Raw genomic sequence first — 23,929 nt, 5'->3', positions numbered from 1 at the left:
TATCTAGTCTTTTGGCAATCACATGGTGGTACTTTATTCATCACCATCCAGCGCAAGTGCCGCTTCGCGCACCTGCCAGCCTTCAGTCTGGGTAAATATACGTTCATCTATTTCAATACGTTTTTCACCAATACGCACAATACGCCCGTAATCCGGCCCAACATAGTTACCTTCACTGACGCTGATCACGTCACCTTCGGGCGTTCGGATCAGTGCACGCTGGCGATTACTCATCTGTAACATGCCTACCAGCGACAGCTCCTGAAGCGAGAAACGCTCCAGGGGCTGCGGCTCGCGACGGGTATCCGGGGCCAGGCTGGCATTCGCCCCCGGCACTGTCGCTGACTGGCCTGCCACTGCTTCAGGTGCAAGAAAGGGGCTACGCCCGTCAGAATGGCGATAGCCAAGCGACTGATACTCGGGAATATCGGGCACCACCAGTGGCGGCTGACTCCCCGGCGTTTGGCGAATCTGATCCAGTTCCTGAGCCAACTCGTCCAGTTGGGCGTCCGCACATCCACCCAACAGCACTGTCAGCATGAAAAGCGCCCACCCCGTCCCAAGCTTCATTACCCGCCTCCCTCATCGCTATCATTGGCAGTGTCATCACCCTGAGGGCGGTCACTGTAAGTCTGCGCGATGATAGCCAATCTCAACGTCTGCTTATCACTCTCTACCGGGGCCAGCTCAAAATCATGCTGGGTAACAATACGAGGCAAGGCGGCAATATCAGCCACAAACTGTGCGATATCGTGATAACCACCCTGCACTTCGATATCAAAAGGATGTTCAGTATAATGAGTCTGGCGCGTGGTTTCCTGCAAGCGGATGGTTTCCACACTCAAGCGGTTATCCAGCGCCGCATCACTGATACTGTCCAGAAGGGAAGGAATCTCGGCGTTCGTCGGCAGCATGGCGCGTAGCTGCTGCATCTGCGTGTCCATGTCAGCCAGTTGCTGCTCGATTTCCGGCAGATAGGTAGCTTCCAGGGCTTTTTGCCTGAACTCCGTCAACAGAACGGTCTCCTCTCGCTCAGCCGCTGATAATGATTCGGTGCGTTCCTTGATAACCAGCCAGTAGACCAGCGCCAATGCCAGGATGAACACCAGCAACAAGGTCATCGCTCTCAGCAACAGAGGCCAGGTAGCGGCTTCCTTGAGATCAAGCGCTTGTAAGTCGGTATCGCGCAGGCGCTGCCACTCTTCGCTCAGACGCTTAGTTTTCATTATCGAACTCCTGCTGACTGCTATCCGCCTGCGTCTGGCGCACCTCAAAGCGGAAAAGCCGCCGGGTGGAATCGGCTTCGCGCTCCACTTCTGAAAGCGAGGGAGTGCCGAGCCTTTGCGCGTCAGCAATACGGCGCAATTGTTCTGAGACCTGACGATCGGTTCCGGCTTCTGCGGTTATATTCAGCCGTTGATTGGTACGCGACAGCCGTTGATAGATAACGCCATCTGCCATGCTGGCAGAGATATCATTAAACACCGCCACCGTGGTGGCGCGTGCATTCTGGAGATTCTGAAACGAGGCCAACCGCTCGCTGAGCTCAGCGGCATCGGCCTTGAACTCGCTGACGCGACGGATATCAGCATCAAGCTGGGAGATCTGCTGGCCAATAAACGCGTTACGTTGCTGCTGGGCTTCCGTTTCCGCCTCATAATAGAAAGCAATAGCACCCCCCATTGCCGCGCCTAGCAGCAGAGCCAGTACCAAGAAGGTATAGAAACGCCGGGTCAGTTTTTCACGCCGAACCTCTCGCCAGGGCAGCAGATTAATCATTATGCTCATGACATCCATCTCCTAGTGCCCGGCTCGCATGGCCAAGCCACATGCAGTCAACATGGCAGGTGCATCATTGCTCAAAGCGTCCTTGTTGAGGCGTTTGCTGACCAGCATGCGCTGAAACGGATTGGCAATCGTGACGTTCATACCACTGTCTTCAGCTATCCTCTCGGCTAACCCGGGAATGACACTGGAACCACCGGCCAGCACAATCTCTTTCACCTCATGGTGACGACCGGCAGTGTAATAAAGCTGCAATGAGCGCCCTACCTGCTGGACAATGGTTTCCAGAAAAGGCGTCAACACCTGAGCATGATAATCCTCCGGCAAACCGCCGCGCTTTTTGGCAAGCCCCGCTTCTTCCATCGTAAGGTCATAGCGTTCTCGGATGGCATCCGTTAACTGGCGTCCTCCGAACACGGTATCGCGGCTGTAAACGATATGCCCTTCGCGCATCACATGAAAGGCATTCATATGAGCACCAATATCCACCAGTGCAACGCAGGCCGACGCTTCCACCTGAGTCGATAACTGACGACGCAACGAATCAAAAGCGCGCTCAACGGCAAAGGTTTCCACGTCAACAGCGGCAGGTTCAAGACCCGCTTTTTCCAGAGTTTCAGTCAGCTGTCTAACATCCTGCTGGCGACACGCGACGAGCAGCACCCGCTGCTCGTCTTCATTGAAGGGCGAAGGCCCCAACAACTGAAAGTCAAACGCCACTTCATTAATGGGGAACGGGATATGACGTTCGGGGTCTTCCGTGATGCGTTCTTCAATCTCCTCCTCGCTTAACCCCAGCGGAAAGGACAATGTCTTGGTAATTGCCGCACTGGCAGGAACGGCCACAGCGGCTTTACGGGTGGAGGGTTTGGCATGCTCAACGGCGCGACCGAGTACGTGGGCGACATCATCAATATCCTGAATGCGACGCTCTACGACAGCACCGTCGCGTAATGGTCGAACAGCATAGCTGGCAACTTCATGGTTGCCAGCAGTTGGCTTGAGCTCAAGCAGCTTGACGGTGGCTGACGTAATATCCACGCCAATCAGCCCTTTGCTAGGCTTTGGTAAGCGCATTATCGAGTTTGACTCCCGCAAATAAGATCGCTGTTAGGAGGTTACATTACTTTAACGGTGTGCACACTCAAGCGCTTTTATGACATCACTACTGGTGAGAGCCGGCTTAGCTTTCTATAATGCCCGCTTATCGTGTCGTTCTATTTATAAATAGCTGTGTATCACCTCAGGTGACAACACACCTTATCGCCCACAGGGGCTTTTGTTCATGAAGTTGATCCGTAACATTATTTTATCCTTATTTTTTATGCTCGTATCGCTGGGCGGCGGTGTTGCACTGGCCGTTGTTGGTGCGGCCTTGTACTTTGCCCCCGGGCTTCCAGACGTACGTCAGCTGCAGGATTTCGAGCTGCATACCCCCCTGCGCATCTATACTCGTGATGCCAAGCTGATTGGTGAATTCGGTGAAGAGCGGCGTATTCCCGTCGACTTTGCGAATATTCCCCAACCCATGATTGATGCCCTGATTGCGGCAGAAGACCAGAGCTATTTCGAGCACTCCGGGGTAGACCCACGAGGCCTGGCCCGCGCGGCGGTTGAGCTGGCACAAAGTGGTGGCGCCATTCAGTCCGGTGGCTCGACGATTACCATGCAGGTGGCCAGAAATTACTTACTCACCCTTGACCAGACCTTTACCCGCAAGATTCGTGAAATCCTGCTGGCATTACAGATGGAGCAGGTGCTCGACAAGGAAGCCATCTTCGAGCTTTATGTTAACAAGATCTTTCTGGGCAACCGCGCTTACGGCATTGCCTCTGCCTCCGAAACCTACTACGACAAACCCCTTGGTGAACTCAGTCTCGCCCAGACAGCCATGATTGCTGGCTTGCCCAAGGCACCTTCAGCCTTTAACCCCCTGGCTAACTCCGAGCGCTCATTAATTCGCCGCAACTGGATTCTGTTCCGCATGCGTGAACTGGGCTTTATCGATCAGGACGCCTATCAGCAGGCGGTGCAGGAACCTATTACCGCTGAGCGACACCGCACCCAAACGGAGGTGGATGCTGCCTATGTGTCTGAAATGGCGCGTCAATACGCCGTGGATGTATTTGGTAGCGATGCCTACACAAGGGGCTATCGGATTTATACGACGCTGGACAGCGAACTTCAACCTTACGCCCAGCAAGCCCTGGCGGATGGCCTGCTGGCCTATGACAGGCGCCACGGCTGGCGAGGGCCGGAAGAGCGCAACATCCCGGCCAGCCTGGTTGAGGCTCAGGAGAACACCGCAACTCAGGGTCTGGAAGAGGAACTGGGTGAATCCCCCGAAATCCGCGAAACCGCTCGCGAGGCCGCTGAACGCAGTCAGACGGAGGTCGACGGTTTCGATGGCGACGTCAGTAACTGGGCTCAGGTCTTGCAGAACACCCCCCGTTACGGCCTTCTCGCCCCGGCTATTGTTGTGGAAACCCCTGGCCGTGAGATGCGGGTCATGACCCAGGATAACGAGATCCGTACTATCGGCTGGGAGAACATGGCCTGGGCGCAACCCTATCTGAGCCCACGCAGCCGTGGAGAGGCCCCTACAGCCGCCGGGCAAATTGCTGCGCGAGGTGATCTGGTGCGCGTAGTGGAAGATGAAGACAACAACCTGCGCCTGTCACAGCGTCCTCAGGTGGAAGGTTCTCTGGTGGTTCAGGATCCCAATGATGGGGCCATTATTGCCCTGCAAGGGGGCTTCGATTTCAATGCCAGCAAATTCAACCGGGCAGTGCAGGCACAGCGGCAATCAGGGTCAATCTTTAAACCCTTTATTTATGTGACCGCCTTGCATAGTGGTGAAATGACCGCCGCCACCATCATTAATGACTCGCCGCTGGTGCAAGCTGACGGTAGCAGTGCCCTATGGCGCCCGATGAACTCCAGCCGTGACTTCCAGGGACCGACGCGGCTGCGGCCGGCACTGGCGCGTTCACGCAACCTGGTGACGATCCGCATCCTCCGGGCGATGGGCCTTGACTACACCATCAACTACCTGCAGGGGTTTGGATTTGCACCAGAACGCCTGCCTAACGGACTGTCACTGGCGCTTGGCAGTGCCAGCCTGACACCACTGGAAATGACCAATGCCTACGCTATTCTTGCCAACGGAGGCTTCAAAGTTCACCCCTGGTACATTCATCATGTGACTCAGGGAGAAGAAGACGGCGAGGTGGTTTACCAGGCATCCCCTCGTGTTGTCTGTGAAAACTGCCCTCCAGAGCAGGAAAAGGTTGAAATCGATGGTAGAGAGTTTCCGGTTGCCCCGCGAGTCGTAGAGCCGGAAGCTGCCTATATTATCCGTGACATGCTGCGCGACGTCATCGAGCGAGGGACCGGACGAGCTGCCTTGAGCCTTGAACGAACTGACATCGTGGGTAAGACAGGCACCACCAACGATCAGCGCGACGCCTGGTTTGCAGGCTTCAACAGTGATCTGGTGGCCACCGTCTGGGTGGGCAAGGATAACAACGAGAGCATTGCTGAATACGGCGCCAACGCCGCCCTACCCATCTGGATCAGCTTTATGCGCGATGCCCTGGAAGGTCAGCCTGAAGCCTGGCCCGAACAGCCCGAATCGGTCGTCAGCGTGCGCATTGATCCTGATTCAGGACGCCGCCTGTATGAGGATCAGTCAGGCGGCATTTCCGAGCTGTTTGATGTTGACCAGCTACCTGATTATCAACCGAGCTCCATCAGCCAGGAAGTCGAGGAAATGAGTGGTTCCCAGGGAACAGGCTCACCAGAATCTATCTTCTGAGCTACCTGACCCTTCCTGATTAACTGAAAAAGCCCGGCGTTTTACGCCGGGCTTTTTTGCGGGCAGATGGCTTACATTCAAGCAGATTGCAATGACGACTCTCGACGGCTTGCCAACCAGTTTGCGCCAATGGCGATCACCATCACCAGCGCACCTGCCGCTTCAATCATGAAATCAGGGTAGAAAACCGCCACAATCGCGCCGCCGATGGCCAGACGCGAAAACAGCCCCATATGAGTAAATAGATAGCCTTCCAAAGCCGCCGCAAAGGCCCCAAGCGCCAGCAAGGCAATAACGCCCGTCCAGATGACTACGCCAACCGGTCCGCCCATGATAATTTCCGGGTTGAACACCATAAATAGCGGAATCAGGTAAAGCCCCTTGGCAAATTTCCAGGCCTGGAAGCTGGTTTCCATGGGTTTGCTGCCCGCTATGGCAGCCCCGGCAAACCCGGCCAATGCCACCGGCGGGGTCACATTGGAGTCCTGGGAATACCAGAACACCACCAGGTGCGCGATCAACAGCGGAATACCGAACTCCTGGGTCAGCGCCGGCCCCACCAGCACAATCAGGACGATATAGCTGGCGGTTACCGGCAAGCCCATACCCAGAATCAGGCTGGCCAGCAACACCATGACCAGGGCCAGAATCAGGTTACCCCCTGAGAACGCCATCATCATCGAAGAAAACTTGAGCCCCAGCCCTGTCAGGCCCACCACACCCACAATAATACCCGCTACCGCACAGGCCATGGAGACCGCCACCGCGTTCATCGCGCCCAACTCCAGTCCTTCAATCAACTTGCGTAGACCGCTGGCCAGCGCCATCTTTATCCGACGGGCAGTTACCGGTTGGCCTTGCCCAGGTGCCAGGAAGAAAAACCACACGACATAACGCAGCACGGCAACGGCCACCATGGTGAGCACCGCATAGTAGCCGACGCGCATAGGCGACATGTTCATTGCCAACAGCCATACCAGTACCAGCAGTGGCAACAGGAAATGCCAGCCATTGCGCATAACGTCGCGCATCTGGGGCAACTCGCTGCGCGCCATGCCCTGCATTCCCTGTTTCAGGGCGATGATATGCACGAACAGGTAGACAGTGGCGAAATAAAGCACTGCCGGAAAGATGCTGACCTTGACGATATCCAGATAAGGTGTGTTGGTATATTCGGCAATCAGGAACGCCCCCGCCCCCATCAAGGGCGGCATGATCTGCCCCCCGGTAGACGCCGCGGCCTCAATGCCACCGGCCTGCCTGGGCTTGTAGCCAAGCTTTTTCATCAGCGGAATGGTAAAGGCTCCCGTGGTCACCACATTGGCAATCGCACTGCCGGAGATCGAGCCCATCCCCGCCGAGGCAATCACCGACGCCTTGGCGGGGCCACCCCGCTGGCGCCCAGTGGCCGCGTAGGCCATATCAATGAAAAACTTGCCCGCCCCGGTACTTTCCAGAAAGGCGCCGAACAGCACAAAGATAAAGATAAAGGTGGCAGCGACCCCCAACGGCAAACCAAAGATGCCTTCCTGCCCCAGGTACAGCTGCCCGGCAATACGGTCCAGGCTATAGCCGCGATGAGCCAGAATCCCCGGCAGCCATTCCCCCAGCCAGGCCAGGTCGCCCCGCGGTCCGGCCATGGCATAGAGGATGGCAACGGTGCCGATGATCGTCATGCTGACACCCACGGCGCGTCGGCTGGCCTCAAGCACCGTCAAGGTAGCGATGCAGGCCACCAGAATATCGGTATCACTCCAGAAGCCGGCACGGTTGATGATGTCATCCAGAAAAAGTACCAGATAGCCACCAGTGACCACGGCACCTATAAAAAACAGCGTATCAATCGCGCCTGCCAGCAGGCCGCGCTTGCGATGCGGGCCAAAGGCAGGAAACATCAGAAAGGCCAGCATCATGATCAGCGCCAGATGGATACTACGCTGATAGAAAAGCCCCAGCGGCTGGATACCCGCTGAATAAAGCTGAAACAGCGACAGGCCGACCGCCACTGCTGTAATACACCATAGGATGGGTCGTGAATGCGGTATCTTGCCGCCTGGCATGACCACCGCAGGTTGCGTGGGTTCATTCATGAAATTATCACCTGGCCCCGTATGATTTACTTGTTGGTGGTTACTGATCGACCGTCTTCTGAAGACGGATCATTACCCGCTCCCCTGCTGCCTGCTCACTGATACTGACGCTTTCAGTGGGCGCTTGCGCGGGCCAGACAAGGCGATGATTCACTCGCATGGCGCCGACACGCAAGGCGTAGCGGTTGTTGGGCACTGGTTCATCAATCCCCTTGATCCAGTAGCCACCCTCACCATCTGATACCTGCACGCCCCTACCCAGCACATGACCAAGGCCTGCGGCAAAATCCGGTTGATGGCTGCGCTCCAGCACCATTCGGCCTGCTACATTACGGTAGCAGTCAAGCACCACAAACCGAGCAACGGAGTGATTCCACTTCACACACCACTGCGCCCCTTGGGGCATAGAGATGGTGATCAGCCGCTGCTTGCCTGGGGAACCTGGCTGAACATCGCGCTCAACCACCAGCTCATAGCCAACAGCCGGAGCAGAGGCTGACTCTGCTCCGGCTGCAGGAGAGGTGACGAAGACAGCCAACAGAACCAGCCTCTGCCAGCGCCTTGCCCAGGGAAGCAGGCAGAACATGATCTTGATCATGGCAGCCTGTCGTCTGTTAAAAGATCAGAATATCCCACTCACGGACGAAGACGATCCGGCACGTCGACGCCGGCATCTTCCAGGTAACGTATAGAGCCCGGATGCAGCGGCACAGGCGTTGACTCCAGGGTAAAGTCAATGGTGGTGTCGTTGGCTGCAGGGTGAACGGCAATCAGCTCATCGGTCTGCTCGAACAGCAGCTCGGTGAGTTGGTAGGCGAGTTCTTCATCCATGGCCGCATTGACCACCAGCACATTGGGAACGCCAAGGGTCGGCACCGCTTCGTCCATGCCTTCATAGAGATCTTCACCCAGCTGATAGCGGGCAAAAACAGCCACCTCTTCCTGGGCATTGGCAATCTCTTCGTCTGACAGACCCACCAGACGGATATCACGGGTGGTTGCCAGGTTCATGATGGAACTTGTAGGCGGGCCAACGCTCCAGAAGCCTGCATCAATATCGCCATCGCGAATGGCGTCAGCCGTTTCATTGAAGTTCAGGCGCTGGGGGTCGAAATCGTCGTAGCTGATGCCATTGGCTTCCAGCAAGGCCCGAGCGTTCAGCTCGGTACCGCTGCCTGGTGCCCCGACAGACACCCGCTTGCCCTCAAGGTCGCTGATGGAATGCACATCCGATTCGGCCAGCGTGACCAGCTGAACGGCATTGGGATACAGCGATGCCAGCGCACGGGTGTCCTCGATCTGGCGATTCTCGAAATCCCCGGTGCCGGTATAGGCCTGATAGACAGTATCTGCCAGCGCCAACGCCATATCTGCATCGCCTCGCATGATCAGACCCATATTCTCGACCGAGGCGCCGGTCACCTCAGCGGTTGCCTGAGCGCCTTCAATATGGTTATTGATCATCTCGGCAAAGCCGCCACCCATCGGATAATAGGTGCCGCCCGTGCCGCCGGTGGCAATCGACAGCTGCTGGGCGGATGCGGGCAGTGCTACAGCCAGCATGCACCCAGCGGCCAGGGTGGTCACGGTTGTGACAGATTTATAAGATTGCATACGGACTCCTTCGCCCTCACGGGCTTTATTGTTGATATGACACACATGCTTCTATCGATCAAAACGGCGCACCAAAACGGCCATACCTGAGCGGACTACCAGGCGCCAGGATTATCCAACAAAACCTAGCACGTCTTAAAAGCGCTTGGCCACTGTGGATGTACGCTGGCGTAAACGCAAAGTACCCCCAGTCATCATCTAGGCGTCCAGCATCCGACTAACCTGACTGACAATATGGGCGCCAATCGGCAGCGCTGAGGTTGCTGCCGGAGACGGCGCATTGCCCACGTTCAGAGTGCGCCGGGTATTCACAAACAGAAAATCATCCACCAGCTTGCCGTCGTGAGAGACCGCCTGGGCTCTCACGCCAGCCGGGTAAGCTTGAAGGTCATCCAGGGCAATACCCGGACAATACTTTTGCACCAGAGCCAGGTATCCCCGCTTATAGAGTGAGTTTTTCAGCTCCATCAACCCAGGGCGGGCATTCCTGGCCAGCACCTTGAGAATGCCAGCATGGGTAAGCATCCGACCCATATCCGCCAGTGATATATCGCGCTTGCGATAACCTTCGCGCTTGAAGGCCAGCACCGCATTAGGGCCAACAGTCACGCTGCCATCAATCATCCGGGTCAGATGCACACCCAGAAAGGGCATGCTGGGGTCCGGGATCGGGTAGATCAAATGGTTGACGATCCGCTGATGGTGTTCAGGCAGCACATAGTATTCACCACGAAACGGGCAGATCGTGAAGCCTGGATCCTTACCCAGCAGACGAATCACCCTGTCGGCCATCAGGCCTGAGCAGCTGACCAGATAGCGGCTGCTAACGACATGCTCGCTGCCATCTTTATGGCTGGTGACCACCACTTCTGCCGAACGCTCTTCAAGCCCGACCACCTCGTGACCATAGCCAATTTCGCCGCCCAGGCGCTGAAACTCATCCGCCATGGCGCGAGCAACTTGAGCGTAATCGACAATACCGCTGGAGGGCATATGAATTCCCGCCACCCCGGTCACGTTGGGCTCACGTTCTGCCATCGCTGGCGCTTCCAGCCATTGCCGCGCAAGACCGTTTGCCTCGGTGCGCTCCCACAGGGCCAGCATGCGCTGCTTTTCCTGATCATTGGTGGCGACCAGCAGCTTGCCGCAGATATCATAGGGCACCTGGTGTTCATCACAGAAGTCACGGGTAGCGCGATTGCCTGCCAGACAGAACCGGGCCTTCAGGCTGCCCGGTGTGTAATAGACGCCTGCATGAATCACCCCACTGTTATGCCCTGTCTGATGCAGTGCCGGCCCGCTTTCCTTTTCAAGCACCAGCATTTGCTTGTCCGGATACGCCTTCTTCAGTTGCATGGCGGTGGACATCCCCAGGATGCCGCCGCCAACGATGACAAAATCCCACATGCTATCTACCTCCGGAATCCCTTATGATAGAGAGATAAAATTTCGCTGTTCCGCCAGTTTATGGATTCTTTACCATGCCTTCTCGTATTTTTTCTCCACCGCCAACCTCGCCGTCAGAGGCGCCATCCCCCAAAAACACCTCGACATCCCGGGAAGGTGTGCGTGAAAACCTGGGCATTCGCGCCTATCAGCTGCTCAAGAACGACATTATCAAAGGGGGGTTTGCACCGGGTGAAAAGCTGCGCATGCATGCCCTCAAAGCCCACTATGACCTGGGCATCAGCCCGCTGAGAGAAGCGCTATCGCAACTGGTGGCCGAGCACCTGGTAGTGGCCATCAGTCAGCGAGGCTATCGGGTAGCCCCCATGTCATTGGCCGAGCTTCACGATATCTACGATGCGCGCGCCCAGCTTGAGGCCATGCTGCTGGGGCTGGCGATCGAGCGCGGCGACGACGCCTGGGAAGCCGATGTTGTCGCCAAGGCTCACCACCTGAACATTGTCAGCGCCAGCAATACCCCCCAAGAGCTCCTCACTGTCTGGGATGAGCGGCATAGCACCTTTCATACAACGCTTGTCAGCGGCTGTCATTCATCCCACCTGCTGCAGGTCCGCGCCGGACTGTTTGACAAGGTACAGCGCTATCGCCACTTGTGGTTGAAAGAGACAGTATTTTCCGAGCAGGCGCTGGAGCAGAAGCGCCAGGAGCACTCAGCGCTGGTTGACGTCACCCTGGCACGCCGCCGTGAAGATGCCATGGCCATGATGCATGACCACCTGATGACACCTGTTCCCATCATTACCGAGGCCATGCAACAACAGGGGCTGGCCTGAGATGCAGCGACAAAAAAATTCAAAAAATGTAGAAATTTTATAATAACAACGATAAATTACCCGCATCAGGAAGGTTCACGCTTCCACCGCACCAGTGATAACGACGAGGACACGCCATGAGCCGCTTTAACTGGGATGACCCGCTTCTACTCGAACAGCAGTTAACCGATGAAGAGCGTCAGATTCGCGATGCCGCTTACGAGTATTGCCAGGAAAATCTCCAGACTCGCGTACTGACTGCCTTCCGCGAAGAACGCTTTGATCGTGAGATCATGACCGAAATGGGTGAGCTGGGCCTGCTGGGTGCAACGGTATCCCCGGATTACGGCGGTGCGGGCATTAACCACGTGGCTTATGGCCTTATCGCCCGCGAAGTGGAGCGCGTTGATTCAGGCTATCGTTCAGCGATGAGTGTGCAGTCCTCGCTGGTGATGTACCCCATCGAAGCCTATGGCAGTGAAGAACAGAAGCAGAAGTTCCTCCCGCGACTGGCCACTGGCGAACTGGTTGGCTGCTTTGGCCTGACCGAACCGGATCATGGCTCTGACCCGGGCTCTATGGCCACCCGTGCCGAGAAAGTGGATGGGGGGTATCGCCTGACCGGCGCCAAAATCTGGATCACCAATAGCCCGATTGCCGATATTGCCGTGGTATGGGCGAAGTCGCCCGCCCACGATCATCAGATCAAGGGCTTTATCGTTGAGCGTGGCACCGAAGGATTCACGACGCCGAAGATTGCAGGCAAGGTTTCATTGCGCGCTTCCATCACCGGTGAGATCGTATTGGACAACGCCTATGTGCCGGAAGAAAACCTGCTACCTGATGTCAGCGGCCTGAAAGGGCCTTTCGGCTGTCTTAACAAGGCGCGTTACGGCATTGCCTGGGGCACACTCGGCAGTGCCGAGTTTTGTTGGCATGCCGCGCGCCAGTACACTCTTGATCGCAAGCAGTTTGGTCGCCCGCTGGCACAAAACCAGCTGATCCAGAAAAAGCTCGCCGATATGCAAACCGAGATTACTCTGGGCTTGCAGTCCGCCCTTCAGGTGGGCCGTTTGATGGATAGCGGCAACTGGGCGCCGGAAATGATCTCGCTGATCAAGCGCAATAACTGCGGCAAATCACTGGATATCGCCCGCATGGCCCGCGACATGCACGGCGGTAACGGTGTTTCCGATGAGTATGGGGTCATTCGCCACATGGTTAATCTGGAATCCGTCAACACCTATGAAGGCACCCACGATATCCATGCGCTGATCCTCGGTCGTGCCCAGACCGGCCTTCAGGCGTTCTTCTAAACCGCTTGGCACTGTGGAACGCTTCGCCGTGGCGAGGCGTTTTCGATAACGGTTCTAGAGGAGCATCATCATGCGACCGTCCCCCCCTACGCCGCTGGCTGGCATCAAGGTGCTTGACCTGTCCCGGGTGCTGGCTGGCCCCTGGTGCGGCCAGTTGCTGGCCGATATGGGTGCTGAGGTCATCAAGATAGAACGACCTGGCAAGGGTGACGACACCCGCCAATGGGGCCCGCCCTGGCTGGCAAGCCAGGAGCCTGGGCAGCGCGGTGAATCGGCCTACTACTTATCCACCAACCGTGGCAAACGCTCGGTCACCGTGGATATCTCAAAGCCCGAAGGCCAGCAACTGGTACGCGAACTGGCAAAAAAGTCCGACGTCGTGATCGAGAACTTCAAGGTGGGCGGACTCAGGAAATACGGTCTGGATTATGCGCGCCTGAAAGCGGTTAACCCGGCGCTGATCTACTGCTCCATTACCGGTTTCGGCCAGCAAAGCCCCTACGCCCACCGAGCAGGCTATGATTTCATGATTCAGGCAATGGGCGGCATCATGAGCCTGACCGGCCAGCCCGATGACCTCCCCGGGGGTGGCCCGGTCAAGATTGGCGTCGCCCTGACCGATATCTTTACCGGCCTGTATGCGGCCAACGGTATTCTTGCCGCTCTGTACGCCCGGGATAAACAGGATGCCGCCAACCGCGAAGGCACCCATATCGACATGGCACTGATGGATGTACAAGTTGGCGTACTGGCCAATCAGGCGCTTAACTACCTGACATCTGGCAATGTGCCCCAACGTTTGGGCAATGCTCACCCCAATATCGTACCCTATCAGGCATTCGACACAGCCGATGGTTACATGATCCTGGCGGTAGGCAACGATGGTCAGTTTCAACGTCTATGCGCTGTACTCGAACGCCCCGAACTGGCCCAGGATGAGCGTTTTGCCACCAACGACGCCCGTGTCAGTCATCGCGAACAGCTGATTCCAGAACTTCAGGCAGTGCTTGCCACCCGCGGCAGTGACAAATGGCTTGCTGCCCTAGAGTCTGTGGGCGTACCAGCGGGACCAGTCAATACCCTTGATCGCGTCTTCGATGACCCGCATGTCAAGGCAAGGGAGCTCAAGCAGCCGTTGACACACCCCCAATCCGCTAATGGTAAGGTTGATCTGGTCAACAATCCGATCCGCTTTAATGGCGTCCAGATGAGTGCCCAGACTGCCCCGCCTACCCTTGGCGAGCACACTGACAGCGTACTCAAGGAACAACTGGGCCTGGACAACACCCAGATCGAAGGACTTAAAGCATTAGGCATTCTATAGGCACGTTTATAACGCCATTGTTAACCATAATAAACAGCCACTTATACTGAAAGTGTATAAATAGTGCTGAAAGCGTTACAATATGAGCCACAATTAATGGCCATTCACGCTAAAGCAGGGAGCTTGACACTCTCTTGAACGCTAAGCTGAACACCACTTTTCTGTTGAGTCGTCACTCACAAGAGGAGACATCATGAGTAACGCAGAACTGAACGAACTTAAGCATAAATATGTTGCTGCCGGCGCTGCCAGCCCCGCTACGGCCTTCGCTGACCGTGCTGAGAACGCTGAGGTCTGGGATGCCGACGGCAACCGCTTTATTGATTTTGCGGGCGGTATCGGTGTACTCAACGTAGGGCATCGCCACCCCAAGGTCGTCGCTGCCGTCAAGGCGCAGCTCGACAAGGTCATGCATACCTGCCAGACCGTTATGCCTTATGAAGGCTACGTAAAAGTGGCTGAGAAACTCAGTCAGATTGTGCCCGTTCGCGGTCATGCCAAGGTCATGCTGGCCAACTCGGGTGCTGAAGCGCTGGAGAATGCCATCAAGATCGCGCGAGCCGCGACTGGCCGCTCCAACATCATCTGTTTTGATGGCGGCTATCACGGGCGCACCTTTTACACCATGGCCATGAACGGTAAGGTTGCTCCCTACCAGACTGATTTTGGCCCCATGCCGGGCACTGTTTTCCGTGCCCCCTACCCGGTTGACTATCATGGTGTCAGCGAGGACGAAGCGCTGCGCGGCCTGCATATGGCGCTGAAAACCGATGCGGGCGCCCACAATACGGCGGCCATCGTCCTAGAGCCTGTGCTGGGTGAAGGCGGTTTCTATCCGGCGCCGAAACGCTTCCTCGAGAAAGTTCGCGAGATCTGTGATGAACATGGCATCCTGATGATCATCGACGAAGTCCAGTCTGGTTTCGGGCGTACCGGCAAGATGTTCGCCATCGAACACAGCGGCGTTGAGCCAGACATGATGACCATGGCCAAGAGTATGGCAGACGGCATGCCGATCTCGGCCGTTGTGGGCACCGACAAGCACATGGATGCTTCCGGCCCCAACTCGCTGGGCGGCACCTACACCGGTAGCCCGACGTCCTGCGCGGCCGCACTGGCGGTGATGGAAGTGTTCGAGGAAGAAAACATCCTCGAGAAAAGTCAGGCACTGGGTAATAAACTGGCCGAGCGTTTCGGCGGCTGGGAAAACAAGTTTGATTGCGTCGATAACGCTCGCAACATGGGCGCCATGGCAGCCTTCGAACTGGTCAAGGACAAGGCCGACCACACCCCTGACCCGGAACTCACTGCCAAGGTATGCGCCATGGCACGTGAACACGGTCTGATCCTGCTGTCCTGCGGCCTGTACGGTAACACTGTGCGCTTTCTGATGCCTGTCACCATTGAAGACAGCGTTCTTAAAGAAGGGCTGGATATTGTTGAAGCCTGCCTGGAAGCACTGACCTGAACAGCCTCTTACGACAGACGTCAAAAAACCGCCCAACCGGGCGGTTTTTTATGGCTATAAGACGCCTACCCTGAAATATCATGCCTGTTCCGGGCGACGGTCTCCCTCCAGGAAATTAGCAACAAAGGCGGCCTTGCCGTAGGTTTCAAATGACCACTTCATCACCTCAGACAACGCTGCCATGACAGCATCAAACTCACCAAACACCTGGGTGCTCATACGGTTGGGGTAGACTTCCAGGCCGCTAGCCTGTAAACGTTTCACCACCTCACGCACAGGCGGTTTGAAATCATCGGTCAGTGGATAAAAGCTGAGCTGTACGGAAAGATACATGGCACCCCCTTGAAACTTACACGGCATTGGGTCAATGATTGTTGAGTCATCGAACGCTGAATGCGTTGATCAACCCTACCCGCTGACATCACCCTAGCATGTGAATAACATTCACCAAAACCAATGCTTCCTGGTGGTCATACCAGGCGCCTGAATCAAATCGCCTTTGAACCTGGGCCGAACTGCTGCCAGGCCGCCAGAATAGCGCGACGTGTCTCTTCAGGGTGCTCCATGGGGAACATATGGGAACCGGGCACCTTGCTCACCTGCAGGCCGTGGCGCTCCAGGCGTTTGATACGCCCTGCCGTCAGCAGATCCGAGCTTTCGCCTGCCACTATGCTGACCGGCACCTTGAGGTGCCTGGGCAGGCGCGTCAGGTGATCGGGTAGATGACGAAAAATGGCGACTTCAATCGTGGGGTCAAAAGTCAGCTCGGCACGGCCATCGTCAAGCAGCCGCGTCCCCGCTTCAATATAGTCATTAAGCGCCTCAGCGGTGAACTGACGAAACAGCCCACGGCGGCGCAGATACATCGCCATGGCCTCACGGCCCGGCCACACCGTGCGCCGCCCCAGGGTCTTGCCGGCGGGGGTGATACGGTCAATAAACCCGAAGCGTTTGGCCGCCTTCATGGCCAGGGCATCCGTGCCCAGCATCAAGGGCGGGTCGAGCATCACGACTCCGTGGAAGCGCTGTGGGGCCTTGGCTGCGGCCATGGCCATCAGGGTGCCACCCAGCGAATGCCCGACCCCGAATACCGGCGCGCCTGTGGCGGGCAACTGGGCCAGCAGTTCATCCACCAGATTTGCCCAGTTATGGTTTACCGGGTACGCCGGGTGATGCCCCAGCCGGTCCAGCGGGTGCAGATCAAACTGTTCTGCCAGCGGCGCCAGCATGCTGCGATAGCTCATCCCCGGAAAGCCGTTGGCATGGGCAAACACTAAACGAGGGCGTTGGGTATTATCAGCAGTCATGGCAGGCTCGCAGCGGCATCAGTCAGAAAACATAGGTTGTTGGTTATTTCACGGATCAGGCTATCATACGACTGTTTTAACTCGGCACCGCTAAGGCGTCAATATCCAGACGCCACACGCGGCTTCAAAACAGCGCCAACTGCTGGGCACGGGTTTCTTCCGCCAGCCGATACCCCACGCCAAGCAGACGGACCGGGCGGTTGCCGCGCTGCCAGCCAATGTTTAACAGGCCTTCAAACTGGGCGGCATCCGGGGCGGGGTCGGCGTGCTCCACGGTGGTCTGAGTGAAATCGTTGAACTTGACCTTGACCACGGCACCACGCACGCCGGGCGGCGGGTCGAGCTTGGCATAGCGCTGTTCAAGATCGGCGATCAGGGCGGGCAGTGCCTCACGGCAGCTTTCCAGGGTAGGCAAGTCTTGCGGATAAGTCTGTTCGGTACTCACTGATTTACGTTCACGCTGGGTTTTCACCGGGCGCTCGTCACGGCCATAGGCCAGGGTGTGAAGGCGTTCACCAAAGCGGCCGAACCGCTCCACCAGCTCTACCAGCGGCCACTCGCGCAGGTCGGCACAGGTATGAATCCCCAGGTCATGCAGTTTTTCAGCAGTACGCGGGCCAACGCCGTGAATCTTGGTGACCGACAGCTCGCGCACAAAATCGTCGATGGCTTCAGGGGGGATCACGCACAGGCCATCCGGCTTGTGCCAGTCGCTGGCAATCTTGGCCAGAAACTTGTTGGGCGCCACGCCGGCGGAAACCACAATGCCGACGTCATTACTCACCCGGGCGCGAATCGCTTCGGCCATACGGGTGGCGCTGCCCTGGTAAGCGGTGATGGCGGAAACATCCAGATAGGCTTCATCCAGGGAAAGCGGCTCAATCAGCGGCGTAATCTCGCGGTAGATGGCAAAGACTTCCCGGGCAACCGCCTTGTATTTGGCCATATCACCGCGTACCACCGTCAGGTGCGGGCAACGCTTCAGCGCTTGAGCCATGGGCATGGCGGAATGAATGCCAAAGGCACGCGCCGGATAGTTGCAGGTGGCCACCACTCCCCGGCGCTCCACGCTACCCCCGATGGCAATGGGGATATCACGTAGCGCCGGATTGTCACGCATTTCTACTGCTGCATAGAAACAGTCGCAGTCGCAATGAATGATTTTGCGCACCTGCCGCCCTCTCACCCTGTAAGGATGCACAGTTTACCACAGGCGACACGGCGTGCAGCAAGGCTGCCACACCCAGCCGCTATCAGGTGCCACAGAAAGTGCGCAGGACCTGCTGCTGCTCGTTTGCCGGTTGGCCGAGTTCGCGGGTATCCGCGGTAGCTGTGTAGGGCGTTGTCACCGCTGCCAGCAGCCGGTAAAAGGGCGCCAGATCGCCATCATTGGCCGCCTGGATAGCCTCTTCCACACGGTGGTTACGCGGTATGATCAGCGGGTTCGCCTGGCGCATGACCTGCCAACGCTGTTCCTGCTGGCTGGCCACCTGATGTGCTTGCCATTCATCTACCCAGGGCGCCAGCGCCTCAGGGGTCGCCGATAGGGCCAACAGGGCCTGGCGGGAGGTATCGCCCGGCGCTCGGGCCAGCTGGGTCAGCGCATCAAAGGTCGCGGTCATATCCATGCGCCCCCGTTGCATCTGGGCTTCGAGCGCGGCCATCAGCCGGCTGGCCTGATCATCCTTGGCGTCAAGCCCCAGCTTGTCGGCGTGAATACGCTGTTGCTCGGCGGCAAACACGTCATCAAAGCCACGCAGAACCTCGGTCAGCCGGGATACACGGGACTCCTGCTCGCCTTCCAGTAACGGCAGCAGGCATTCGGCAAAACGCGCCAGATTCCACTGGGCAATCAACGGCTGGTTGGAAAACGCGTAGCGTTTGCCCTGATCAATCGAGCTGTAGACCTTTTGTGGGTCGAACTGCTCCATAAAGGCGCAGGGGCCGTAATCAATGGTCTCCCCGGCAATGCTCATGTTATCAGTGTTCATTACCCCATGAATAAAGCCAACGCCCATCCATTGGGCCACCAGCGCCGCCTGACGCTGGAGGACGGCTTCAAGCAGCGCCAGATAGGGCTGTTCCGCCTGCTGCGCCTCTGGGTAATGGCGCTCAATGACGAAATCCGCCAGCGCCTTGAGGGCTGTGTGATCCTGACGCGCCGCCACAAACTGGAAGGTGCCGACCCGCACGTGGCTCGCGGCCACCCGGGTCAGCACCGCCCCCGGCTCAGCCATCTGGCGTATCACCCGTTCGCCGCTGGCCACCGCCGCCAGGGCGCGGGTGGTGGGAACGCCCATCGCCGCCATGGCTTCACTGACCAGATATTCGCGCAGCACCGGGCCAAGGGGCGAGCGGCCATCGCCACCGCGTGAAAACGGCGTGCGCCCGCTACCTTTGAGCTGGATATCGCGGCGCACCCCGTCGTGGTCCACCACTTCCCCCAGCAGCAGCGCGCGACCATCTCCCAACTGGGGCACAAAGTTGCCGAACTGATGGCCTGCATAGCCTAACGCCTTGGGTTCGGCACCGGGCGGCAAGGCGTTACCGCTGAACCACTCGGCCAGGCTGGCATCATCCGGTGTTTCCCCCAGGCCCAGGGCATCGGCCAGCGGCTGATTGAAGGCAATCAGGCGTGGAGCCTCAACGGGTGTGGGTTGGCAGGCCACCCATAACGGCTCGGGCAGGGTTGCAAATTGGTGTTCAAATGCCAGCATGGAGGTCTCCACTATTGATCTGTTGAGCGCTATAATACCCTATCATTTTACTCAAGTAATAGGCGACTCGATGACGCCATCCGCCCTTTCAAGCACTTCTTCCGTTCCGGCGCCCGCATCGGCGCTTTTGCCTGACTCCCCCTTGCCGCTGCCCCGGGAGTTCTATGACCGCGACACCTTACAGGTGGCGCGCGATCTTCTCGGCTGCCAACTGGTACGCCTTCATCAGGGTAAATTGATGGTCGCCCAGATCGTGGAAACCGAAGCCTACCGGGGCTCGGAAGACTCCGCCTGCCATGCCCATCGGCGTAAAACGCCCAGAACCGAGGCCATGTTCGGTCCACCGGGCCACGCCTATGTGTATCTGGTGTATGGCATGCACTGGCTGTTGAATGTGGTCACCCAGCCTGAAGGCAACCCCTGCGCCGTGTTGATCCGCGCAGTGGAACCCGTGGAAGGTGAAGACGCCATGCGTGCCCTGCGCAGCGCCAAGGGCCGCCAGCTGTGTAATGGCCCCGGCAAGCTGACCCGCGCAATGAGTGTGGATAAGGCCCTGTATGGCCATGATATGACCCGCTCCGAGCAACTCTGGATCACCCAGGCAACATCTCCTACCGGGATTGCCAGCGGCCCGCGGGTAGGCATCGACTACGCCCAGCCCGCTGACCGCGATGCGCCCTGGCGGCTATGGCACGAGGGCAACCCCTGGGTCTCCAGGGCGCGCTGAACGGGCGCTGCCCTGCAGGCAGTGCAGGGCATGCTCCAGCACGGGGGTAATCGGCGCCTGCCAACGCTGGGCCATCAGAGCATCAGCACGGGTGACCCCGAGTGATAGCGACGCCAACGGCAAGCCTTGAGAATGGGCCTGGCGGCAAAAGCGGTAGCCGGAAAACACCATCAGCGACGTCCCCACCGTGAGTACTGCCCGGGAACGTTGTAGACCTTCCTCAGCGGCGTGACGGCGCTTGGCGGGCACCACATCGCCGTAGTAGACCACCTCGGGTTTCAGGATGCCGCTGCAACGCGGGCAGTCCAGCACCTTGAAGGTACTGAAATCCATCTCCAGATCCGCATCGCCATCCGGTGCGTGGCCTGCCTGCAGATGGGCAAAGGCCGGGTTCATCCGCGCCATCTCGGCGTGCATGGCGTGGCGCATCATGCGGTAGCGGCAGGACATGCACGACACCAGGTCAGCGCGGCCATGCAGATCAATTACCCGCTGCGAACCTGCGCGCTGATGCAGGCGATCCACGTTCTGGGTGACCAGCTGTTCGATATAGCCCATACGCTCCAGCGCCGCCAGGGCACGATGGGCGCCGCTGACCGGGGCATCACTCAGCGCCCGAAACCCCACCAGGGCTCGCGCCCAGTAACGCTTGCGAACGCTCAGCGAAGCCATGAAATCGCCATGCTGAACCGGCGGGGAGCGTTTCCACTGGCCATCGACGCCGCGGTAGTCAGGAATGCCACTGTCGGTGCTCACCCCCGCACCGCTGATTACCCATAGCTTGCGGTGGCGGTCGATATAATCGGCCAGCGCCTCACCTGCCTGCTCGACATTTGTGTGCATTTTATTTACCTGTATCAAGATTTGGTCACAGAATAATGTTAACCCCTAGGCAAGGCTTGTACATCTCAACGATACTGTATTGATCAGTTTAACAACTTCAGGCCAGACAGTGGGCCTGCGTCATGTTTTTGGGTAGGAGAATCAGTATGCAACGCGATCATGAAGTGGTCATCATTGGCGGTGGAATGGTGGGTGCGGCGCTGGCGGCGCGGCTAGGCTACGCCGGCATGAATGTCGGTCTGGTCGAACAGGGCGCACCGCCCACGCCGCCTGAAGATGATTTTGATCTGCGCATTTCCTCGCTCAATGCCCGCTCACTGGCGTTTCTCGAGGCCAGCGATACCGCCTTACCTGAAGAACGCAGCTGTACCTTCCGGCATATTGAGGTGTGGAACCAGGATGGCAAAGGCCATAGCCATTTTTCTGCCGAAGACAGCGATATGGATCAGTTTGGCGTATTTATCGAGAACCGCACCCTGCAGTGCGCGCTTTGGGAACGCCTTGAGCGTATGCCCGGCGTCACTATCTACACCCACTGCGCCCCGGTCTCCACAATGGCCGCCAGTGATGCTCGCGTGGTGGAGCTGGATAACGGCAGGATTCTCAACGCCGGCCTGATCGTCGGCGCTGACGGTGCCCGCTCGACCCTGCGTGAGCTGGCCGGGATCGAAGTCACCACTTATGACTACCACCAGCGGGCACTGATCACCAATGTCGAAACCGAGCTGCCCGAGCAGGATATCAGCTGGCAATGCTTCACCCCCACCGGGCCTATCGCCATGCTGCCGCTGCCCGGCCACCATGCCTCTCTGGTGTGGTACGACAGCGATAACGCTACCCGCGAGCGGGAAATGCTCAGCGATGAGAGCCTGAAAGACGCCATTGAAGCCGCCTTCCCCAAGCGCCTGGGCAACCTGATCCGCGTCACCGGCCGCGCCAGCTTTCCGATCAGACGCCAGCACGCCAGGCGCTATATCGCCAAGCGCCTGGTGCTGATTGGTGATGCCGCACATGTGGTTCACCCGCTGGCCGGCCAGGGGCTGAACATCGGCCTGCACGATGCCGACGCCCTGGCGGAAACCCTGCTTGCCCAGCGCGATGTAGGCGACACTACCGCCCTGCACCGCTATGAAATCCAGCGGCGTGTTGCCAACCAGGCGATGATTGCCGCCACCGAAAGCTTCCACCACCTGTTCACCGGCGCCGCCCCGCTGCGCCGCCTGGGCGATGCCAGCCTGCAACTGGCCGAACGCTTCCCGTTGGCCAAACGCATGATGATGCAGCAGGCCAATGGGTTTAATCCGTTTAAAATGCGCTAACAGCGGCTAGGCTGATAAGGTGATTATCAAGTGCTCAAGTTTGTGAGCATGGCAAAGCGGTCATCCTCCGTGATGGCCAACGGCATCTCTATCAAAGGAAAGCGCATGATATTCAAACAACAGCAAGCGTTATTCAGCGTAGCGGCATTGACCACCCTCAGCCTGCTTCCGGCGTCAGCGCTGTTGGCCTGGGACGGTATCGTCGAGAAACAGGTGTTCTCGATGGAGGATTTCACCACTCAGGGCGGTGAGCGCATTCCCGAGCTCAATGTGGGTTGGGAAGCCTACGGCGAATTGAACGAGGCCCGCGATAACGTCATTCTGATTACCCATTTTTTCTCCGGCACCAGCCACGCCGCCGGCCGCTATGACCCGGATGGCGAGCCGACCGGCTATTGGGACGCCATCATCGGCCCAGGCAAGCCGCTGGATACCGATGAGTATTACATCATTGCATCGGATACGCTGGTGAACCTCAATGCCAATGATCCGAATGTGACCACCACAGGGCCCGCCTCGACCAACCCGGAGACCGGCGAACCCTGGGGCATGGATTTTCCGGTGGTAACCATCCGCGACTTTGTCGAGGTGCAGCATGCCCTGCTGGAAAGCCAGGGCATTGACTCCCTGCATGCGGTCATGGGCGCCTCCATGGGCGCCCTTCAGGCGATTGAATGGGCCAGCGCCTACCCTGACAAGGTGGACAGACTGATCCCCGTTATCGGCGCTGGCGTAGCCGACCCCTGGATATTATCCCGATTGAACCGCTGGGCAGCGCCCATCCGCCTGGATGCCAACTGGAATGAAGGGGATTACTACGAAGGCGAGCCACCCATCGCTGGGCTGAAAGAATCGCTCAAGCTCGTCACCCTCGATGCCAACCACTGGCAGTGGGCCAACGAGACCTTTAATCGCGACTGGGCCGACGAATCACGCGACCCTGCCCAGGATATCAACGCCCGCTATGCGGTCGAGCAAACGCTGGATGACATTGCCGCCGCCCGGGCAGCGGCCTCCGATGCCAACCATTTCCTTTATCTGGTGCGCGCCAACCAGGCCTTTATGGCGGGCCACGGCGAATCGTTAGAAGCGGGCCTTGCCGCTATCGACGCCCCTACGTTGATGCTCTACAGCGAGGATGATCTTGCCTTCCCGCCCGAAAGCGTGCGCCGCACCGCTGAGCTGCTTGAAGAAGGCGGCAGCGATGTGACGCTTGAAACCCTGGAAGGCAACCGGGGCCATCTGGACGGTGTGGTCTCTATTGGCCAGGCCAGCGAAACGCTAAGCGAATTTCTGCAATAGATACCGCGTGGCCGCCTGCGCACCAGCAGGCGGCCCATGGTCGACATTGAACTTTTGCATCCCTCTCTTATTCACGGAGGG

Annotated in this window: 21 protein-coding genes; 8 read left to right on the top strand and 13 right to left on the bottom strand. The window is 58.0% G+C overall.

All coding sequences use genetic code 11. The annotated features are described in order from the left end of the window. Window positions 1-33: 33 nt before the first annotated feature. The 4 genes from LL947_RS02645 to pilM are packed head-to-tail and all read right to left on the bottom strand — an operon-like array spanning window position 34 to window position 2,862. Window positions 34-570 carry a pilus assembly protein PilP gene (locus LL947_RS02645; protein ID WP_404416089.1) on the bottom strand — a complete coding sequence of 179 codons (537 nt, stop codon included), beginning with the start codon at window positions 568-570 and terminating at the stop codon, window positions 34-36. Further along, window positions 570-1,226 carry a type IV pilus inner membrane component PilO gene (locus tag LL947_RS02640; RefSeq protein WP_404416086.1) on the bottom strand — a complete coding sequence of 219 codons (657 nt, stop codon included), beginning with the start codon at window positions 1,224-1,226 and terminating at the stop codon, window positions 570-572. The genes LL947_RS02645 and LL947_RS02640 overlap by 1 nt, the downstream gene beginning before the upstream one ends. Further along, window positions 1,216-1,788: a PilN domain-containing protein gene (locus LL947_RS02635; protein WP_499833867.1), complete on the bottom strand. Its 573-nt coding sequence runs from the start codon at window positions 1,786-1,788 to the stop codon at window positions 1,216-1,218. The genes LL947_RS02640 and LL947_RS02635 overlap by 11 nt, the downstream gene beginning before the upstream one ends. A gap of 12 nt (window positions 1,789-1,800) precedes the next feature. After that, window positions 1,801-2,862: a type IV pilus assembly protein PilM gene (gene pilM, locus LL947_RS02630; protein WP_499833866.1), complete on the bottom strand. Its 1,062-nt coding sequence runs from the start codon at window positions 2,860-2,862 to the stop codon at window positions 1,801-1,803. A 208-nt stretch (window positions 2,863-3,070) separates the two neighbouring features. Here pilM and LL947_RS02625 point away from each other — a divergent pair, with 208 nt between their 5' ends. Continuing rightward, on the top strand, window positions 3,071-5,602 hold the full coding sequence (locus LL947_RS02625) for a penicillin-binding protein 1A (RefSeq protein WP_499833865.1): 2,532 nt from the start codon (window positions 3,071-3,073) through the stop codon (window positions 5,600-5,602). A 77-nt stretch (window positions 5,603-5,679) separates the two neighbouring features. Here LL947_RS02625 and LL947_RS02620 read toward each other — a convergent pair whose 3' ends face one another. The 4 genes from LL947_RS02620 to lhgD form a co-directional block, all read right to left on the bottom strand. Beyond that, window positions 5,680-7,692: a TRAP transporter permease gene (locus LL947_RS02620; protein WP_499833864.1), complete on the bottom strand. Its 2,013-nt coding sequence runs from the start codon at window positions 7,690-7,692 to the stop codon at window positions 5,680-5,682. Window positions 7,693-7,732: 40 nt separating this feature from the next. After that, window positions 7,733-8,290 carry a DUF1850 domain-containing protein gene (locus LL947_RS02615; RefSeq protein ID WP_499833863.1) on the bottom strand — a complete coding sequence of 186 codons (558 nt, stop codon included), beginning with the start codon at window positions 8,288-8,290 and terminating at the stop codon, window positions 7,733-7,735. Window positions 8,291-8,328: 38 nt separating this feature from the next. Next, complete coding sequence (locus LL947_RS02610) at window positions 8,329-9,306, bottom strand: TAXI family TRAP transporter solute-binding subunit (protein WP_499833862.1); 978 nt, start codon at window positions 9,304-9,306, stop codon at window positions 8,329-8,331. A 198-nt stretch (window positions 9,307-9,504) separates the two neighbouring features. After that, window positions 9,505-10,713 carry an L-2-hydroxyglutarate dehydrogenase gene (gene lhgD / locus LL947_RS02605; RefSeq protein WP_499833861.1) on the bottom strand — a complete coding sequence of 403 codons (1,209 nt, stop codon included), beginning with the start codon at window positions 10,711-10,713 and terminating at the stop codon, window positions 9,505-9,507. Window positions 10,714-10,787: 74 nt separating this feature from the next. Here lhgD and csiR point away from each other — a divergent pair, with 74 nt between their 5' ends. The 4 genes from csiR (at window position 10,788) to gabT (ending at window position 15,633) form a co-directional block, all read left to right on the top strand. Then, on the top strand, window positions 10,788-11,546 hold the full coding sequence (csiR, locus tag LL947_RS02600) for a DNA-binding transcriptional regulator CsiR (RefSeq protein WP_499833860.1): 759 nt from the start codon (window positions 10,788-10,790) through the stop codon (window positions 11,544-11,546). A 116-nt stretch (window positions 11,547-11,662) separates the two neighbouring features. Continuing rightward, entirely contained in the window at window positions 11,663-12,841 is a 1,179-nt protein-coding gene (locus LL947_RS02595; RefSeq protein ID WP_499833859.1) for an acyl-CoA dehydrogenase, read from the top strand. Window positions 12,842-12,911: 70 nt separating this feature from the next. Continuing rightward, window positions 12,912-14,165, top strand: coding sequence for a CaiB/BaiF CoA transferase family protein (locus tag LL947_RS02590; protein ID WP_499833858.1), 1,254 nt, complete (start codon window positions 12,912-12,914; stop codon window positions 14,163-14,165). Between the two features lie 193 nt (window positions 14,166-14,358). Further along, entirely contained in the window at window positions 14,359-15,633 is a 1,275-nt protein-coding gene (gene gabT, locus LL947_RS02585) for a 4-aminobutyrate--2-oxoglutarate transaminase (RefSeq protein WP_290823260.1), read from the top strand. 78 nt (window positions 15,634-15,711) lie between these two features. On the opposite strand, the gene LL947_RS02580 is transcribed toward gabT, so the two are convergent. The 4 genes from LL947_RS02580 to LL947_RS02565 all read right to left on the bottom strand — a co-directional run bounded on the left by LL947_RS02580 (window position 15,712) and on the right by LL947_RS02565 (window position 19,657). Further along, window positions 15,712-15,966, bottom strand: a complete 255-nt coding sequence (locus tag LL947_RS02580) for a thiamine-binding protein (RefSeq protein WP_290823259.1) — start codon at window positions 15,964-15,966, stop codon at window positions 15,712-15,714. Between the two features lie 155 nt (window positions 15,967-16,121). After that, window positions 16,122-16,940, bottom strand: coding sequence for an alpha/beta fold hydrolase (locus LL947_RS02575; RefSeq protein WP_499833857.1), 819 nt, complete (start codon window positions 16,938-16,940; stop codon window positions 16,122-16,124). A gap of 124 nt (window positions 16,941-17,064) precedes the next feature. Further along, window positions 17,065-18,111, bottom strand: coding sequence for a DNA polymerase IV (gene dinB, locus LL947_RS02570; RefSeq protein WP_499833856.1), 1,047 nt, complete (start codon window positions 18,109-18,111; stop codon window positions 17,065-17,067). Window positions 18,112-18,193: 82 nt separating this feature from the next. Further along, window positions 18,194-19,657 (bottom strand): protein adenylyltransferase SelO, encoded by a 1,464-nt coding sequence (locus LL947_RS02565; RefSeq protein WP_499833855.1) that lies wholly within the window; start codon window positions 19,655-19,657, stop codon window positions 18,194-18,196. Between the two features lie 70 nt (window positions 19,658-19,727). On the opposite strand from LL947_RS02565, the gene LL947_RS02560 reads away from it, so the two are divergent. Next, window positions 19,728-20,384, top strand: a complete 657-nt coding sequence (locus LL947_RS02560; RefSeq protein WP_499833854.1) for a DNA-3-methyladenine glycosylase — start codon at window positions 19,728-19,730, stop codon at window positions 20,382-20,384. Here the strand turns inward: LL947_RS02560 and LL947_RS02555 are convergent. Then, window positions 20,343-21,227 carry an NAD-dependent protein deacetylase gene (locus LL947_RS02555; RefSeq protein WP_404416048.1) on the bottom strand — a complete coding sequence of 295 codons (885 nt, stop codon included), beginning with the start codon at window positions 21,225-21,227 and terminating at the stop codon, window positions 20,343-20,345. The two genes, LL947_RS02560 and LL947_RS02555, sit on opposite strands and share 42 nt — an antisense overlap. 146 nt (window positions 21,228-21,373) lie before the next feature. On the opposite strand from LL947_RS02555, the gene LL947_RS02550 reads away from it, so the two are divergent. Together LL947_RS02550 and LL947_RS02545 are read left to right on the top strand one after the other, a co-directional pair. After that, complete coding sequence (locus tag LL947_RS02550; RefSeq protein WP_404416045.1) at window positions 21,374-22,546, top strand: UbiH/UbiF/VisC/COQ6 family ubiquinone biosynthesis hydroxylase; 1,173 nt, start codon at window positions 21,374-21,376, stop codon at window positions 22,544-22,546. A 105-nt stretch (window positions 22,547-22,651) separates the two neighbouring features. Further along, complete coding sequence (locus tag LL947_RS02545) at window positions 22,652-23,848, top strand: E22 family MetX-like putative esterase (protein ID WP_499833853.1); 1,197 nt, start codon at window positions 22,652-22,654, stop codon at window positions 23,846-23,848. Window positions 23,849-23,929 lie beyond the last annotated feature (81 nt).

The sequence above is a fragment of the Halomonas sp. BLK-85 genome, from assembly GCF_044792155.1.
Taxonomy (GTDB): Bacteria; Pseudomonadota; Gammaproteobacteria; order Pseudomonadales; family Halomonadaceae; genus Vreelandella.
The sequence above is the reverse complement of the archived record's forward strand: the minus strand, read 5'-3'. Positions and strand labels throughout refer to the sequence as shown.

What these genes read in the sequence shown, in the direction of transcription:
- LL947_RS02575 (WP_499833857.1), bottom strand. Translation starts at nt 16,940, where the DNA reads ATGACTGCTGATAATACCCAACGCCCTCGTTTAGTGTTTGCCCATGCC.
- pilM (WP_499833866.1), bottom strand. Translation starts at nt 2,862, where the DNA reads ATGCGCTTACCAAAGCCTAGCAAAGGGCTGATTGGCGTGGATATTACG.
- csiR (WP_499833860.1), top strand. Translation starts at nt 10,788, where the DNA reads ATGCCTTCTCGTATTTTTTCTCCACCGCCAACCTCGCCGTCAGAGGCG.
- LL947_RS02565 (WP_499833855.1), bottom strand. Translation starts at nt 19,657, where the DNA reads ATGCTGGCATTTGAACACCAATTTGCAACCCTGCCCGAGCCGTTATGG.
- LL947_RS02550 (WP_404416045.1), top strand. Translation starts at nt 21,374, where the DNA reads ATGCAACGCGATCATGAAGTGGTCATCATTGGCGGTGGAATGGTGGGT.
- LL947_RS02555 (WP_404416048.1), bottom strand. Translation starts at nt 21,227, where the DNA reads ATGCACACAAATGTCGAGCAGGCAGGTGAGGCGCTGGCCGATTATATC.
- LL947_RS02545 (WP_499833853.1), top strand. Translation starts at nt 22,652, where the DNA reads ATGATATTCAAACAACAGCAAGCGTTATTCAGCGTAGCGGCATTGACC.
- LL947_RS02645 (WP_404416089.1), bottom strand. Translation starts at nt 570, where the DNA reads ATGAAGCTTGGGACGGGGTGGGCGCTTTTCATGCTGACAGTGCTGTTG.
- LL947_RS02560 (WP_499833854.1), top strand. Translation starts at nt 19,728, where the DNA reads ATGACGCCATCCGCCCTTTCAAGCACTTCTTCCGTTCCGGCGCCCGCA.
- LL947_RS02615 (WP_499833863.1), bottom strand. Translation starts at nt 8,290, where the DNA reads ATGATCAAGATCATGTTCTGCCTGCTTCCCTGGGCAAGGCGCTGGCAG.
- LL947_RS02580 (WP_290823259.1), bottom strand. Translation starts at nt 15,966, where the DNA reads ATGTATCTTTCCGTACAGCTCAGCTTTTATCCACTGACCGATGATTTC.
- LL947_RS02620 (WP_499833864.1), bottom strand. Translation starts at nt 7,692, where the DNA reads ATGAATGAACCCACGCAACCTGCGGTGGTCATGCCAGGCGGCAAGATA.
- lhgD (WP_499833861.1), bottom strand. Translation starts at nt 10,713, where the DNA reads ATGTGGGATTTTGTCATCGTTGGCGGCGGCATCCTGGGGATGTCCACC.
- LL947_RS02640 (WP_404416086.1), bottom strand. Translation starts at nt 1,226, where the DNA reads ATGAAAACTAAGCGTCTGAGCGAAGAGTGGCAGCGCCTGCGCGATACC.
- LL947_RS02635 (WP_499833867.1), bottom strand. Translation starts at nt 1,788, where the DNA reads ATGAGCATAATGATTAATCTGCTGCCCTGGCGAGAGGTTCGGCGTGAA.
- LL947_RS02610 (WP_499833862.1), bottom strand. Translation starts at nt 9,306, where the DNA reads ATGCAATCTTATAAATCTGTCACAACCGTGACCACCCTGGCCGCTGGG.
- gabT (WP_290823260.1), top strand. Translation starts at nt 14,359, where the DNA reads ATGAGTAACGCAGAACTGAACGAACTTAAGCATAAATATGTTGCTGCC.
- LL947_RS02625 (WP_499833865.1), top strand. Translation starts at nt 3,071, where the DNA reads ATGAAGTTGATCCGTAACATTATTTTATCCTTATTTTTTATGCTCGTA.
- LL947_RS02595 (WP_499833859.1), top strand. Translation starts at nt 11,663, where the DNA reads ATGAGCCGCTTTAACTGGGATGACCCGCTTCTACTCGAACAGCAGTTA.
- LL947_RS02590 (WP_499833858.1), top strand. Translation starts at nt 12,912, where the DNA reads ATGCGACCGTCCCCCCCTACGCCGCTGGCTGGCATCAAGGTGCTTGAC.